Origin of the sequence: Marinicellulosiphila megalodicopiae (assembly GCF_045862395.1) — a bacterium.
Classification (GTDB): domain Bacteria; phylum Pseudomonadota; class Gammaproteobacteria; order Pseudomonadales; family Natronospirillaceae; genus Marinicellulosiphila; species Marinicellulosiphila megalodicopiae.
Map to the genome: position 1 here is coordinate 2,136,954 of NZ_AP023087.1, position 15,544 is coordinate 2,152,497.

At 35.8% G+C, this 15,544-nt stretch carries 13 protein-coding genes; all 13 read left to right on the forward strand.

The window, feature by feature from the left end:
• Positions 1–57: 57 nt before the first annotated feature.
• Complete coding sequence (gene lepA, locus TYM08_RS09055; protein WP_422382651.1) at positions 58–1,857, forward strand: translation elongation factor 4; 1,800 nt, start codon at positions 58–60, stop codon at positions 1,855–1,857.
• Position 1,858: 1 nt separating this feature from the next.
• Positions 1,859–2,950: a signal peptidase I gene (gene lepB, locus TYM08_RS09060; protein ID WP_422382652.1), complete on the forward strand. Its 1,092-nt coding sequence runs from the start codon at positions 1,859–1,861 to the stop codon at positions 2,948–2,950.
• A complete protein-coding gene (locus TYM08_RS09065; protein ID WP_422382653.1) occupies positions 2,947–3,312 on the forward strand; it encodes a DUF4845 domain-containing protein in 366 nt (121 codons plus the stop codon). The genes lepB and TYM08_RS09065 overlap by 4 nt, the downstream gene beginning before the upstream one ends.
• Positions 3,313–3,314: 2 nt before the next feature.
• The gene (gene rnc / locus TYM08_RS09070; protein ID WP_422382654.1) at positions 3,315–4,004 is read left to right on the forward strand and encodes a ribonuclease III; all 690 of its coding nucleotides are present in this window, start codon (positions 3,315–3,317) and stop codon (positions 4,002–4,004) included.
• A complete protein-coding gene (era, locus tag TYM08_RS09075; protein ID WP_422382655.1) occupies positions 4,001–4,906 on the forward strand; it encodes a GTPase Era in 906 nt (301 codons plus the stop codon). Before rnc ends, era begins: the two co-directional genes overlap by 4 nt.
• 3 nt (positions 4,907–4,909) lie before the next feature.
• Positions 4,910–5,602, forward strand: a complete 693-nt coding sequence (gene recO, locus TYM08_RS09080) for a DNA repair protein RecO (RefSeq protein WP_422382656.1) — start codon at positions 4,910–4,912, stop codon at positions 5,600–5,602.
• Positions 5,599–5,982, forward strand: coding sequence for a holo-ACP synthase (gene acpS / locus TYM08_RS09085; protein ID WP_422382657.1), 384 nt, complete (start codon positions 5,599–5,601; stop codon positions 5,980–5,982). The genes recO and acpS overlap by 4 nt, the downstream gene beginning before the upstream one ends.
• Positions 5,983–6,099: 117 nt before the next feature.
• A complete protein-coding gene (locus TYM08_RS09090; RefSeq protein ID WP_422382658.1) occupies positions 6,100–9,741 on the forward strand; it encodes a carbohydrate binding domain-containing protein in 3,642 nt (1,213 codons plus the stop codon).
• 210 nt (positions 9,742–9,951) lie between these two features.
• The gene (gene hfq / locus TYM08_RS09095; RefSeq protein ID WP_422382659.1) at positions 9,952–10,191 is read left to right on the forward strand and encodes an RNA chaperone Hfq; all 240 of its coding nucleotides are present in this window, start codon (positions 9,952–9,954) and stop codon (positions 10,189–10,191) included.
• A gap of 21 nt (positions 10,192–10,212) precedes the next feature.
• Positions 10,213–11,523 (forward strand): ribosome rescue GTPase HflX, encoded by a 1,311-nt coding sequence (gene hflX, locus TYM08_RS09100; protein WP_422382660.1) that lies wholly within the window; start codon positions 10,213–10,215, stop codon positions 11,521–11,523.
• A complete protein-coding gene (gene hflK, locus TYM08_RS09105; protein WP_422382661.1) occupies positions 11,513–12,616 on the forward strand; it encodes an FtsH protease activity modulator HflK in 1,104 nt (367 codons plus the stop codon). Before hflX ends, hflK begins: the two co-directional genes overlap by 11 nt.
• 9 nt (positions 12,617–12,625) lie before the next feature.
• Entirely contained in the window at positions 12,626–13,501 is an 876-nt protein-coding gene (hflC, locus tag TYM08_RS09110; RefSeq protein ID WP_422382662.1) for a protease modulator HflC, read from the forward strand.
• A 149-nt stretch (positions 13,502–13,650) separates the two neighbouring features.
• A complete protein-coding gene (locus tag TYM08_RS09115; protein WP_422382663.1) occupies positions 13,651–15,537 on the forward strand; it encodes a diguanylate cyclase domain-containing protein in 1,887 nt (628 codons plus the stop codon).
• Positions 15,538–15,544 lie beyond the last annotated feature (7 nt).

Below are 15,544 nucleotides of genomic sequence, written 5' to 3' on the forward strand. Positions count from 1 at the left end.
TGTCATTCCCTGTGTGCTTTGTTATAATCGGCTCCTTTTTTATTCTGAGTATTGTTCGTGAGCGATCTATCTTTAATCCGTAACTTTTCCATTATTGCCCACATTGATCATGGCAAATCCACTATTGCCGATCGTTTTATCCAAAACTGTGAAGGTCTTTCCAATCGTGAAATGTCCGCACAGGTCCTAGATTCTATGGATATCGAGCGCGAGCGCGGTATTACCATTAAAGCTCAATCCGTTACATTAAATTATACGCCAAGTGATGGTAAGACTTACCAATTAAACTTTATTGATACACCAGGTCATGTTGATTTCAGTTATGAAGTCTCTCGCTCTTTAGCGGCTTGTGAAGGTGCTTTATTAGTAGTAGATGCCGCACAAGGTGTTGAAGCACAGTCTGTTGCCAATTGTTATACCGCTATTGAAATGGGCCTAGAAGTCATGCCTGTTTTAAATAAAATGGATTTACCGCAAGCCGAACCTGATCGTGTATCTCAAGAAATTGAAGATATTATAGGCATTGATGCCACTGATGCTGTGCAGTGTTCTGCTAAAAGCGGTATGGGTATCGATGAAGTACTTGAACGTTTAGTGAAGACCATCCCTGCGCCCGTTGGGGAAATTGATGGTCCGCTTCAATGTCTGATTATTGATTCTTGGTTTGATAACTATTTAGGGGTTGTTTCCCTTATTCGAGTTAAAAACGGCAGAATCAAAAAAGGCGATAAAATATTAATGAAATCTACTGGTCGTCATCATTTAGTTGATGCGGTGGGTATTTTTACGCCTAAACGTGTCGTAACAAAAGAGTTAAAAGCGGGTGAAGTAGGCTTTATTTGTGCGTCAATTAAAGACATTCACGGCGCGCCAGTGGGTGATACGATCACTCATTTAAAAACCCCTGATGTTGATCAACTACCTGGTTTTCAAAAAGTAAAACCTCAGGTTTATGCAGGTATGTTCCCTGTATCAGGTGATGATTTTGAAGAATTTCGTGATGCTTTAGAAAAACTAAGTCTTAACGATGCGTCATTGTTTTATGAACCAGAAAGTTCCGATGCCTTAGGGTTTGGTTTTCGTTGTGGCTTTTTGGGTATGCTGCACATGGAGATTATTCAAGAGCGTTTAGAACGCGAATACAATCTTGATCTAATCACTACTGCACCCACTGTAATTTATCAAATTGTTAAAAATAATGGCGATGTGGTTGAGGTTGATAACCCATCTAAATTACCGGATATTGGATCCATCCAAGAAATGCGCGAACCAATCGTTCGAGCAAGTATCTTAGTGCCACAAGAGTTTTTAGGTAACGTTATTACGTTATGTATTGAAAAACGCGGTGTGCAGGTGGATATGCAATTTATGGCGACTCAAGTATCGCTTGTTTACGATTTACCGATGGCCGAAGTAGTCATGGATTTCTTTGATCGTGTTAAATCGGTATCTAAAGGTTTTGCATCATTAGACTTTAACTTTGATCGATTCCAAGAAGCGTCTTTAATAAGATTGGACATACTAGTAAATGGTGAGCGAGTGGATGCATTAGCGGTTATTATGCATAGAGATTTGGTGCGAACTCGTGGACGTTTGTTGTGTGAAAAAATGAAAGAACTGATTCCACGTCAAATGTTTGATGTTGCTATTCAAGCTGCAACAGGTAGCCAAGTTGTAGCAAGAACCACCGTTAAAGCTTTAAGAAAGAACGTTACCGCCAAGTGTTATGGTGGTGATATTTCACGTAAGAAAAAACTCTTACAAAAACAAAAAGATGGTAAAAAACGTATGAAACAAGTAGGTAATGTGGAAATACCTCAAGATGCGTTTATGGCCGTATTAAAATTGGATAGTTAATATGTTTACGATGTATGCCTCGATCACTGTTGCTTTAATTACCGCTTGTTTTCTAGAAGCTGTTTTTATAGGAAGAGAACGGTTAAAAAATGCAACTAGTGAAAGCAGCAATGAAGTTCTAAAAAAAGCGTTACATGGCAATGAACTCACTGCTGTTTTGCATTATGGTTTTATCGCTTCATTGTTGCCTTTAATATATGCCGCCATAAAAGAAAGTGCTAACTTTGAATTGATGCTTGTTATTGCTGCGTTGTCAGGAGTGATTTTGACAATTATTGATCGTATATACTTCAAGACAATACGTACAAATGTTCAAGTATTGGTGTTAGAGCGTCAAAATGAAGAATTATCAGAATTTGCCCAGCGTGAATCAGGGATTATGGAGTGGGGTAAGTCGTTTTACCCAATTTTGATTTTGGTGATCTGTTTGAGAGGATTTTTGTTTGAACCCTTTCAAATTCCATCAGGTTCAATGCTTCCAACGCTTAGAGTTGGGGATTTTTTGTTAGTGAATAAGTTTACCTACGGAGTGCGTTTACCTGTATTAGGCACCGAAGTGCTTGATCTTAACGATCCTCAAAAAGGGGATGTGATTGTATTTAAGAAATGGCGTGAATCTCAAGAAGATCAGTTGCTAGGTCGAGACAGCACCCATGAAAATGGATATGAAACTTGGATTAAAAGAATTATTGCAGCCCCTGGTGATACATTTATGTTAGATTTTCCAAATCGCTTAATTTATATAAATGGCGTTCGATTATCCAAAATAAAAATGGATGAAATAAATGATCCTCAAGCAGGTAATCCAACTTATGTCTTTGAAGAATCGATTAATGATGTAAACCATTTAATTTATAATCATAAATATGACGCGGTTTCTCCTGGATATCAACGCAATGCTTTTAAATCGGGAGTGGTGTATACCGTTCCTGAAGGTAAATATTTTGTAATGGGTGATAACCGTGATGGAAGTCATGATGGCCGCTTCATCGGTTACATTAAAGAAGAAGATATTGTAGGGAAGGCATCGGTAGTTTGGATGCATTTAGAAAATTTCAAACCATCATTTAACCGAAATGGGAGTATCCAATGATCCGTTCACAAAAAGGTGCATCATTATATTCAATTGCAATTTTAATTGTTGTTGTTCTGTTTTTTGCAAAATTTGGTATTGAAGTGATTCCAAAATACATTACTAATTTAGAATATAAAAAACACGTAGAGTCAACAATTTCAAAATTCGAATCCAATGCAATTATCAATCAACGACTTTTTAATGAAGCCTTTAAAAAAACCGTGATCACAAGCAATTGGAATCGAAAAGTTGAAGATGAAGTGAGTATTGCTAAAAAAGGTAATGGATATGAGGTGAAACTTCATTATATTGATCGTTCAAATTTATTTCATAATATCGATGTTATGATTGAATTTAATGACACGTTCATTATTGAGTAATTATGAGCATTAAAACTTTAAAAACATTAAGTAAAAAAATTGGATATCAATTTAATGATATCCAACTGTTAGAATTAGCGTTAACCCATCGCTCAATCGGTAATAACAATAATGAACGTCTAGAATTTTTAGGGGATTCTATTTTAAATTTGACCATTGCTGATGCATTGTTTCATCAGTTTCCAAAAGAAAAAGAAGGTAAGTTAAGTCGTCTTCGAGCATCAATGGTTAAAGGTGACACCCTTGCGATTATTGCTAAAGAGTTTGGGTTAGGTGAATATTTAATATTGGGTCCAGGTGAGTTAAAAAGCGGAGGTTTTCGACGAGAATCGATCCTAGCGGATGCCGTTGAAGCTATTATTGGTGCAATTTCTCTAGATAGCGACTGGGAATGCGCGCGAGCCTGTACTTTGAGGTGGTACGAGTCTCGTTTGAAGGTGTTAGATCCAAAAGATATTAACGTAAAAGATGCCAAATCACGTTTACAAGAATACCTTCAAAGTAGACAGAAATCGTTGCCACAATATGAGGTCGTGAATATTACTGGCAAAGATCATAATCAAATGTTTGAGGTGAATTGTAAAATTGAAGATTTACCTCATGTTGTTAGTGCAACTGCAGAATCGCGCAGAATTGCAGAACAAAAAGTCGCCAAAAAAGCATTGGTGAGTTTAGGAATTGATAACAAATGAATGAATTTCAACTGACAACCCAATGTGGTTTTGTCGCAATTGTTGGACGACCAAATGTAGGTAAATCTACATTATTGAATAAAATTCTCGGTCAAAAAATTTCCATTACTTCAAGAAAACCTCAAACTACGCGTCAGCAAATTGTGGGCATAGATACCATTGATGATATCCAAGCTATTTTTGTGGATACACCAGGGTTGCATCTTCATCAAGAAAAGGCTATCAACCAATACATGAATCGCGCAGCTAGTTCTGCTTTGGTTGATGTTGATGCGGTTGTATTTATCGTTGATAAAATGATTTGGAACGAAGAAGACGAATTCGTACTACAGAAATTAAAAAACGTAAAATGCCCAGTCTATTTAGCCATCAATAAAATCGATCAAATTAACGACAAAGAAAAGTTATTGCCTCATATCGAGATGATTTCTAAAAAACACGATTTTGATGCTGTTTTTCCTATGTGTGCATTAAAAGGTGGGAATGTTGAAGAGTTGCTTACGGTTGTTCGAAAAGTATTGCCAAAAGGTTTATTTCATTATTCAGATGATCAAATTACGGATCGTACTGAACGTTTTTTAGCTGCTGAAATTGTCCGTGAAAAAATCATGCGTCAACTAGGCGATGAAATTCCTTATGAAATTGCGGTTGAAATTGAAAAATTCAGTTTTGAAAATCGTATTTTGCACATTCATGCGTTAATTCTAGTTGAACGCGATGGGCAAAAACGAATAGTAATTGGTGATAAAGGTTCTCGTTTAAAACTTATCGGCAGTGAAGCGCGAAAAGACATGGAGGCCATGTTTGAGTGTCAGGTGATGCTTCATACTTGGGTGAAAGTTAAAAATGGATGGTCCGATGATGAGCGTGCACTTCGCTCGTTGGGATATACTGACGACTAAATCATGAGTCAATTCTGTCGGTGTGTCTTACTTCATATTCGTGAATTGTCTGAATCTAAAAAAATATTAGAATGTTTTTCGGAAGAATATGGTCGAATTGCATTTGTTATAAATATAGATAAACATTCATTACCTGAATATTTCAGATTAATGGATGTGACTTTTTTTGGCCAAGCCGAATTAAAAACCCTTCAAATATTTGAATATAATCAAAAATATCTACATTTAGCGGCTTCTGAGCAAGTTGTGGCATTGTACTTTAATGAATTAATGTTTTATTTAACTAAGCCGTTTGATGTACATCAATGGTTGTTGCCTTTGTATTTAACTGCGTTGGCTAAATTAAAGCAGTCAAGTGATATCGATATGGTCATTAGAGAGTTTGAATTTGATTTGCTAAGCAAAATTGGATTTGGAATTAATTTTGAGCAAGATATTGATAATCAACTCATTAATGAAGCAAATTGGTATGGCTTTTTGCCCCTAAAAGGGTTTGCTAAGGTTTTACCTAATTCCAATAAAAGCCTGAATGGCTCGATGTTAAATCAATTGAAATGTAAACAGTGGCAAATCCCACCTAATAATAAAATAATCCAATATATTTTAACTGCCCAAATACAAACGATTTTAGGGGATAGGCAATTGCAATCCAAACAATTATGGCCAAGTAAAATATTTAATAAGGAGCACAAGTGAAAGGTATCGGTGTAGATATTGTACAAATGACACGTTTTCAAAAAGAAGAAAAACAAACTCAAAAATTAGCAAATCGAATTCTTACTCCAAATGAATTGGAAATGTTTGGGAAAAAAAAGGAGAAGAATCTGCAACTAGCACAGCGGTATCTAGCGAAACGATTTGCGGCTAAAGAAGCGGCAAGTAAGGCGTTAGGTACTGGGATTGCCAAAGGGGTGACGTTTCAAGATTTTGAAGTATCAAATGATGAATTTGGTGCACCTCATATGACATTCACAGGTCAGGCATTGATGTCATTTAATAAGAAGGGCTGTCGTGAAATCAATATTTCAATAAGCGATGAAAAGGATTTTGCGGTTGCATTTGTTGTGATTGATTGAATAATAATCAGTTGTTTTAATTTCACAATTAGTGTTAAAAAGCCGATTAGACGTCATTTTTAATTATAGAATTATTTTATAATCCGTACCCCAAATTAGTTAGTATTGAGGTGTCGTTTGTTGTATTGCTTAAAAAAATTAGGCTCAAATTTGTTAGTCAGTATTGCCAGTTTAACTATTCTCCCTTCTTTAGCGGCAGATGATGGCTCGCAATTAAATGAATCTTTTCGCATTAATTACGCAGGTTATTTGCCTCAAGCTACTAAAACAGCTTTATACCTATCAAACAATTCAGGACCCATTAATTGGTCATTAGACGGTACTCAATGCTCAGGCACAGAAGATACTTATGTCTCAAATGATATTAGTTCTGGTGACAGTTTTTATATTATTGATTTTTCGCAATGTACGGAACTTGGAAATAATTTACGTTTAACTGTCAATTCAAATCAATCCGCTCAATTTGATATTTCATCGGATCCCTATGGCAATATAAAATATGAATTTTTCGATTACTTCAAGGATCATGAAGATAATAATACATTTAATCAATCTGTGAATAATTGGTCTAATGGGCTAAATATAAATTTTGATTATGTAAAAGATGCAGGTGATAACGGAGCATATCCAACCAATACGGCAGAATCTGCATGGGCATTAATCAATATGCTCGAAACTTACCCGCAAATGAATACTTATTACAGCTCAGCATTTAATGGTGCTCGTTCGGTTTATGATCAACTAGTTATTTTAACGGATCAATTTAATCATGTATTTGATCATGGCGGTGATTTGGCAATTGCAAAATTTCACACTAATGTGAACGAAACTTGGGCGACTTGTACGCCTCATTTTTCAGGTAATTGTATTTCAGAGCCTGAAACCAAAGCGACATTCGCAACTGCTAGAACGCTTGCGGCTATGGCAAGGCTACATGATCAATATGGTACCAGTGAACAATCAACTTCAGCTTATCAAACTGCAAAAAATGCATACCAAAATGCATCAACGCAATCTGTTGTGTGTAATCAGTCTGATAGTTTTGGAGGGGAAGGTGGATTTTATCCTGATAATGATAATTATAGTATTTATCGTAATCCGAAAATCGCTCGAGATCATTGTGTGGCAGATCGCGACAATACGCAGGATGATCAATATTCGGCATTGGTTGAGTTATTTTTGGCAGCCAATCACTTAGGGCATACTGGCGATGCTGCAACTTATCGAGCCACCATAATTGCACATGTTAGATTTAATGAAGCGTCCTCTTATAGTTGGTCAAGAGTTGCAATGGAGGGTAACCTTTCTTTGTTGACCCATGAAAATAATCACAATATTGATTTAGCGACTTTCAAATTGAATGTATTGACTAAATCCGATGAAATTATAGGGTTTCAAAATGAAGGATACCCAGGTGTAACTTGGGATCCACGTTCAAATTTTTGGGACAATGGCGATCAAGACAATGCCGATAATAATGTGCGTTGGGGATCACATCGTAATGCGTTAAATGATGCTCGAATTTTAATGGCGGCGGCTGAAATTCAAAAACGAAATAATAAGCGCAGCTCTGCTGCAGAATATGCTCGTGCTGCTATTCGAGTTTTGGATCATATGTCTGGATTAAACGCGATGGCACTAACAATGTATACAGCATCAGGGTATTCGCAATTTGAGCATGCAGTAGAAAGAACCCATGATGGATCTGATCCAATGGATAATTGGGCGGGTAAATTAGTATTGGGGCCAAATAATTGGACCAATGCGGATGATGGGGATATGCCGGAGTTTAACTCACAACCAGGGTTGAAAATGTTTGCGGTAAATGGAACAGGTTGGGCATCACGTGAAATTTCAATCGACGCCAATGCTTCGTTGGTGCCAGTTGCGTATTTTACAACTGAAGTGGCGCCTGCAATTTTAGCGGCAAGTCCGATTGGTGGATTGCCAGATCCAGTTAATATACCTGCTCAACCAGAAAATGCTTCTTATTCGAATTTGACAGATCATTCGGTTCAATTAAATTGGATTGATCAGTCAGGAAATAATGACGATGCAGCGATAGAGTTTAGGCTGTATCAACATACTTCAAACGCAATTCCATTATCCAGCGATACTGTTCAGTATGCTTCGAAAACAACTTGGCAAATTAATGGTCTTTTGCCAGATACGACTTATTATTTTTGGATTGTAGCCAGTAATGATTTAGGGCAGTCACAGCCAATTAGTATCTCAATCACAACAAAAGTGGCGGCGCCTGTTGAAAATTTAGTTTCAAATGGCGGATTTGAAAATGCCGAATCTGATTGGTTATGTCATGTTGATACAGGTAACGCGCAATGCAAAATTGAAGATGGGCTATTTCAAGTGCTTATTAACGATGGCGGTACTCAAGATTGGCATATACAGCCAACAATTGAAAATATTACATTACTAAATGGCATGACTTATACCTTAGCTTTTGATGCTATGGCTGATAGTACAAGAACGGTCGGGATAAAGGTTGAACGTGCCGAATCTCCTTGGGATGATTTTTCGCAAACAGGATCCGGTCAGACTTTGAATACACTAATGCAACGTTTCTCATATACCTTTACGATGAATGAAACCGTTACTAATGCGCGTCTAGTTTTAAATGTAGGTGGCAATGATAATGATGTAATCCTTGATAATATATGGTTGGTTGAATCTGCTTTTGATCCTTGTAATGCAATGGTAGGTTGTACAACTGATGTTGAAAATTTTGATATCACAGTTTATCAGCCTGTACATGGTGCAATTTCGCCAGCTTCAATGACTGTAGCTTCAGGAAGCACACAGTCATTTTCTGTTGATATACAAGAAGGGTATAAACTTGTAGATGTATTGATTAACTCAATCTCGCAATCACCTCAAAACCCGATAGTCGTAGAAAATATCAGTTCTGACATGACTATTGCCGTTACGATAGCACCGGTTAATGGCGAGGATAGCTTTGATATTGATATCTCTGTTGGGCCAAACGGGTCTGCAGACCAGATTTCGAAAATTGTTAGTTCAGGTGAAGATTTAACTGTGAATATTACTCCTAATTTGGGGTACCGTATTGCTAAAGTGATTTTAAATGAACAAGATTTGGGGGCAGTAAATGTAATAAATTTAAGTGATATTATTTCTGACCAAAGTATTGATGTGTATTTTGAATTGATTCCTGAAATTGAGGGGGCATATTCAATCACAGTTTCAGGCTCTACAGGAGGGGCTTTATCTTCTGGAAATGTAAATGTAGAGGTGGGGCAGTCATTTACTTTTTACATCGCACCAAATGATGGATATCAAATTAGTGAAATTCGTAAAAATGGGAATCTAGTGAATACTTCCTCTATGATTACTTTTTCAGATATAGGTAGTAATCAATCTTTATCCGTTTCATTCATAAAAACGAATGACACACATAGTGTCGCTGTGAGTGTGAGTGGTGCAGGCAGTGTTACTCCAAATATTAATTCAATTAAAACAGGTGATTCTGCTGTTTTTAAATTAGTACCAGCTGAGGGCCATTATATTTCGAAGGTATATTTGAATTCTGTTGAAATTGAAGCACAACCCGAAATTGTGATTAATGAAGTGATTAGTTCGCAATCTTTGGTGGTGATTTTTTCTCCAAATGAAACGAAGCCCAGTCAAGATGAGGATGATTCATTATTTGGAATGGGAAATGTTTCATTGTTATGGTTATTGAGCTTGTCTATGTTACTGTTTAGGCGTATTCAGCATTAGTCTTCAAAAACAATCCTCGTTTATCGAGGATTTTTTTTAATTGTAAAACAGACCTTGAAACTCTTTTTATTATCACAATATAGTGAACCACTGTTCAATGTGATAAAAAAATATTCAAACTGACAATATTTAGGCTTTACTAAAAGGGAATTATCAGCCGAATTGTTTGTCGTTGATAGTACTAACAATGATTATAAAATGGAGTCTAATATGTCTAAAGGTCAGAATTTGCAAGAACCGTTCTTAAACGCTTTGCGTAAAGAGAAAGTGCCCGTATCTATATTTTTAGTAAACGGGATTAAGTTACAAGGGCAAATTGAGTCGTTTGATCAATTTGTAATATTATTAAAAAATACAATCAGTCAAATGGTTTATAAACATGCAATTTCTACTATTGTGCCCGCACGTAATGTAGATATTTCTGAAACTGAACTGTTAAATAATGATTAACACCTAAAATGGGAGCTTATATTGTTTTTTGAACGAGTCGATTCCGGGGACCAAGCGGTACTGGTCCATATAAATTTTGTTGATGAATCTGAACGTGAAGATCCCGATGAGTTTTTAGAGTTAGTAATTTCAGCAGGTGTAACGCCACTGATCACCATAAATGGTTCAAGAAAAAGTATCCATCCTAAGTCTTTTGTAGGGTCGGGGAAGATTGAAGAAATTAAAGTAGCCGTGGATTCATTAGGAGCTAACGTTGTACTTTTTAATCACACTTTATCTCCACGTCAAGAATGGATGATAGAGCAAGAACTTGGCTGTCGAGTAATTGATAGAACAGGTTTAATATTGGATATTTTTGCTCAACGGGCAAGAACACATGAAGGCAAACTCCAAGTTGAACTTGCACAATTGCATCATCAATCCACTCGTGCTTCTGGTGGTTGGACTCACCTTGATCGTCAAAAAGGTGGGGTGGGCATGCGTGGTACTGGTGAAACACAGCTGGAAACTGATCGACGTTTAATTGATAAACGCATCACTTGGGTTAAATCTAAAGTTTTAAAAGTGGCAGCTCAACGTGATCAATCACGTAAAACTCGGGTAAAATCTGCAACCAAAACCGTTGCGATTTGCGGATACACCAATGCGGGTAAATCTACTTTATTTAATTATCTCACGACTTCTAGTGTTTATGCAGCAGACCAATTATTTGCAACATTAGATCCTACGATTCGACGATTAGAAATCCCTGGTCTTGGGAAAGTAATGTTAGCTGATACCGTTGGATTCATTCGCCATTTGCCTCATAAGCTAATTGATGCCTTTAAATCTACCTTGCAAGAAACTTCTGAAGCGGATTTATTGTTACATGTGGTGGATTGCTCAAATCCAGATTTACGTGACAATATTGCAGAAGTTGAAGATGTATTAAAAGAAATCGAAGCACATGAAATACCGTGTATATTGATATTTAATAAAATTGATAACTTGCCAGGCAGAGAACCCTCTGTAGAATACAACGACGAAGGTAAACCAACGCGAATTTGGCTATCAGCTAAAAATGGGCTAGGTTGTGAATTAGTAGAAAATGCACTATTAGAAGCATTAAGTGATGACTTATTTGAACAAGATATCACTTTGTCACCCAAGTATGGTCAATTACGAGCAATGTTATTTGAACAAAATGCAGTATTGGCTGAAAATTTTGATGATAATGGTGAATGTGTATTATCTGTAAAATTGCAAAGTAGAGATTTTAAAATGATGTTGTCTCGCGCTAACATTGATCCAATCGAATTTATCGCACAAGAAAAAGAATTTTATGAAAAATAACATTAATAACGAAAACAATGGGGAGATACTAATGGCTTGGGACGAACCACCTAAGAACGAAGGGGATAAAGATCCTTGGGGCAATCCGCGAAAAAAACCAAATAATAATGACGGTCCACCAGACTTTGATGAATTTTTAAAAGGTTTGGGAAAACTGTTTGGTGGTGGAGGCTCAAATGGCTCCGGAGGCGGTAAAAACGACAATCCTGATTTTGGGAAATCATTAGCACTGGTTTTATCATTAGCTATTGTCGTGTTTACAGGCTTTGTCTTTGCAAAAGGGTTTTACAAAGTTGATGAGCGTGAGCAGGCTGTTGTTTTACGTTTAGGTAAATTCCATAGTATAGCAAATGCGGGTTTGAATTATGCGATTCCATTTTTCGATACCGTCGATGTTGTGGATTTTCAAACAATTGAATCCATTAAAATTGCAAAATCTATTCTAACTAAAGAAGGTAATGTGATTTCTGTGGAAGTTGAAGTTCAATATCAGCGTTCTGGTGTAAAAGAGTGGGTTTTAAATGTTCAATCTCCTGAACAATTGTTGCAGCTTTTAACTGAATCCGCTCAACGACATGTTGTTGGCGATACAGTTATGGACGATTTGATGACTGGTCGTCGTGCTGAGTTCGCTTTCCAGGTTAAATCACGTTTACAAGAAGATCTGCAAAAATACCAAACTGGTGTGAATATTTATCAAGTGAACGTATTGGATGTTGGGCCACCTCCTAAAGTTAAAGATTCTTATGCTGATGTATTACGTGCTCGTGAGGAGCGTGTGAAATTGAAAAATGATGCGCAACGTTACCGTTCTCGAATTATTCCTGAAGCACAGGGGGCCGCTACTCAACAACTACAAGAAGCTTTAGCTTATAAAAACAGAATCGTTGAAGAAGCTAAAGGTGATGCGGCACGTTTTGAATCATTATACGAACAGTATGCACTAGCACCAGCTGTAACTCGTGAGCGTTTATATCTTGAAACGGTTGAACAAATTTATTCTGAATCCAATAAAGTGATCATTAGTGCTAAAGAAGGTAATAACATGATGGTGTTACCAATTGATCAACTTATAAAAAATAATCAGAAGTAGGGGATTAGAATGAATAAATTAATAGCATTTTTAATAATTGTAATGTTGTCCGTTACTGCATTTTTTAGTTTTACATTTATCGTTACGCAAAAAGAAGTCGCGTTAAAATTACGTTTAGGTGCAATTCATGAAGGTAATTTAGAGCCTGGTTTACATTTTAAATGGCCATTTGTAGATGAAATTGTTTTATTTGATCACCGAATTTTGGTGTTTCAATTAGAAGAAGAACAATACAAAACAGCAGGTAGTGAAATTTTGGATGTTAGTTCATTTATCCAATGGAGAATCATTGATGCTGAATTGTTTTACCAAAAAACTGGTAGCAATTTAATGCGTGCTGAAAATATTCTAAAAGGCCGTTTTAATGATAGTCTTCGTGCTGAATTTGGTAAGTTATCATTAGATGATGTGATTTCAGGGAAACGTGATGAAATGATTAAGCTTTCATTAGACAGTGCAGCCCCTCAAGTTCTCGAAACCCTTGGTGTTGAAATTGTCGATTTGAAAATCAAAACCATACACCTACAAGACGATATTTTAGACAAAGTATATGAGCGTATGATCTCAGCTCGTCAAAAAGTAGCGCAGGAAGATCGTTCCGAGGGTCGAAAAGAGCAAATTGAAATTCAATCAGAAGCGGATCGTGAAAAAGTGGCGATTGAATCAAATGCTTATCGAGATGCGGAAATTATTCGTGGTGAAGGGGACGCTGAAGCGGCTAAAATTTATGCTGATGCATTTTCTGTTGATCCTGAGTTTTATGCATTTTTAAGAAGTTTAAAAGCATATGAAGTCTCTTTAGGTAAAAAAGGCGACATTATGGTACTGGATCAAGATGATGACTTTTTCAGATATTTGAAAAGTGGTAATTTAATTGCTCAATAAATTGAATTAAGTTTTATATAAGCCGGTTTTTACCGGCTTTTTTTTGTTTAAAATAATGTAAGTGTCTTATTGGTTCACATGGTTAAAATTAATCATTTTAAAGGATTGGATTAATTGGTAGTCTTGGTTTTTTTTATTACTCCTAAATCATGAACGATACCAATTATGATAACTTTTTACTTAACTATCAAAAAAAGAGAGTCACTCAATTATATTGGTTGATCTTAATTAGTTTTTGTTTGATAGATATGGTTGCCTTCTATTATGCAATTAAGCTTCCTGCTGTTGTATTGTTTTTGGGTATTCTCGTAACCGCTCCTATCTATTTACTTCTTACTCACCAGCCAAAATGGGCGTTTATTTCACTAGTGTGTGTATTAATGGTGATCGTTCAAATAATATTTTGGCTGGGATATGGTTTGAAAGCAATTGCTGTGTATGGTTTTCCAATACTATTAATACTGACAATATTTTTTAATCAAACCAGGCTGTTTTGGCTGTTGTACAGTATTACTGTAGTTAGTTTTTTTACAAACTCAATGATGTATGAATTAAATATCCTCAACTTGAGTCTTGAATTACCTTCAATTGAACGTGCAATTGTTTTAGTGCTTTCGATTACTTTATTTTCATTTTTATTGCGATTTTTTTACAGTGATTCAGCAATGCTCATTCGAAATTTAAAGCAAGAGCAAGAACGTTTAAATTTGACAAAGCAACAGCTTACCCGATTTGATCATTATGACCCGCTAACTCAACTATCGGATCGGTTGTTCGCAAAAGACTTTTATGAAATTAGTATTAATAATAAACTGCCAAATGAATTTATTGCCATTTGCTATATTGATCTTGATAAATTTAAACAACTCAATGATGCTTATGGGTATGAATTCGGGGATCAATTTTTACATAATATTTCTAAAACACTGGTTAGTTGTATCGAAAAAGATGACGGAATTTTCAAAGTTGGTGGTGATGAATTTTTATTGATATTAACAAAAAATAGATATCTTGATGATTTAGACTTTAAGCTGTTTGATATTTTAAGACAAATTTCGCAACCTTTTTCAATTAAAGAAAAATTGATAAGTATACATTGTTCAATGGGAGTTTCGATCACACCTAAAGATGGAATTGAATTTGAAAAATTATTAGCTAAATCAGATTTATCAATGGTTGAAGCCAAACGAAATGGTGGAAGCAGATTTGAAATTTATCAAGAACAAATGCAATCTAAACAACAACGAAAATTGAAGATAATACAATCTATTGATCAATTGATGACTCAAAAAAGTATAACACTGAATTTTATTCCAATTCATTTAGTGAGCACAGAGCAAGTTTTTGGTTTTAAAATAGAGTTGAAGGCTCAACACGATGGGCTGGGCACTTTACCCCAACAAACATTGTTTGAAAGCTTGCAACAGTCCAGAAAGTTTTCCCAACTTTGGCGATGGAAAATAGTTGAAATTCAGAACATGATGCAAATGGTCCAAAATCAAGGGTTTTATAATTTAGATATTTGTATCACAGCCCCAACACAATTATTGCTCAATGGACAAATTTCGAGCATTTTGCATGAACAATGGCATGAGTTTGAATGGCCATTTAATCATGTAGTCTTACTTTTGGAAGAATCGATTTTTAATGAATCGAATAAAGGTGTGTTTGAAAATATTGGTCAATTACATCGATTGGGTGTGCGTTTTGCTGTGTCGAGTTTAAGTTATACTATGACAAGTTTAAATCGCTTAAAACTTGATTTTTTGGAGTTTGTTTTTTTCGAAGAAGCTTTGATAACAGAGGGGAAATCTAACACCATTGATCAAATTATGCAGCATTCAATTTTAAGGATGATTCATGCGTTACATTTAAAAAGCTGTATTGAACTTAGTGAAACTCAGCTGAATGCTGCACAAAACCCATTATCTGAATCGGATTGCTATTTAAAGTCAAATTTACAAATTGATTCTAAAGATAAATTAGTAAGATATTTATTTGAACATAACAGCGATATTTTGTATGGGGTTATTTGAATCACTG

Bases quoted from the DNA above. Each gene is read 5' to 3' on its own strand.
- lepB (WP_422382652.1), top strand. From the start codon at position 1,859: ATGTTTACGATGTATGCCTCGATCACTGTTGCTTTAATTACCGCTTGT.
- TYM08_RS09065 (WP_422382653.1), top strand. From the start codon at position 2,947: ATGATCCGTTCACAAAAAGGTGCATCATTATATTCAATTGCAATTTTA.
- rnc (WP_422382654.1), top strand. From the start codon at position 3,315: ATGAGCATTAAAACTTTAAAAACATTAAGTAAAAAAATTGGATATCAA.
- era (WP_422382655.1), top strand. From the start codon at position 4,001: ATGAATGAATTTCAACTGACAACCCAATGTGGTTTTGTCGCAATTGTT.
- recO (WP_422382656.1), top strand. From the start codon at position 4,910: ATGAGTCAATTCTGTCGGTGTGTCTTACTTCATATTCGTGAATTGTCT.
- hfq (WP_422382659.1), top strand. From the start codon at position 9,952: ATGTCTAAAGGTCAGAATTTGCAAGAACCGTTCTTAAACGCTTTGCGT.
- hflK (WP_422382661.1), top strand. From the start codon at position 11,513: ATGAAAAATAACATTAATAACGAAAACAATGGGGAGATACTAATGGCT.
- hflC (WP_422382662.1), top strand. From the start codon at position 12,626: ATGAATAAATTAATAGCATTTTTAATAATTGTAATGTTGTCCGTTACT.
- TYM08_RS09115 (WP_422382663.1), top strand. From the start codon at position 13,651: ATGAACGATACCAATTATGATAACTTTTTACTTAACTATCAAAAAAAG.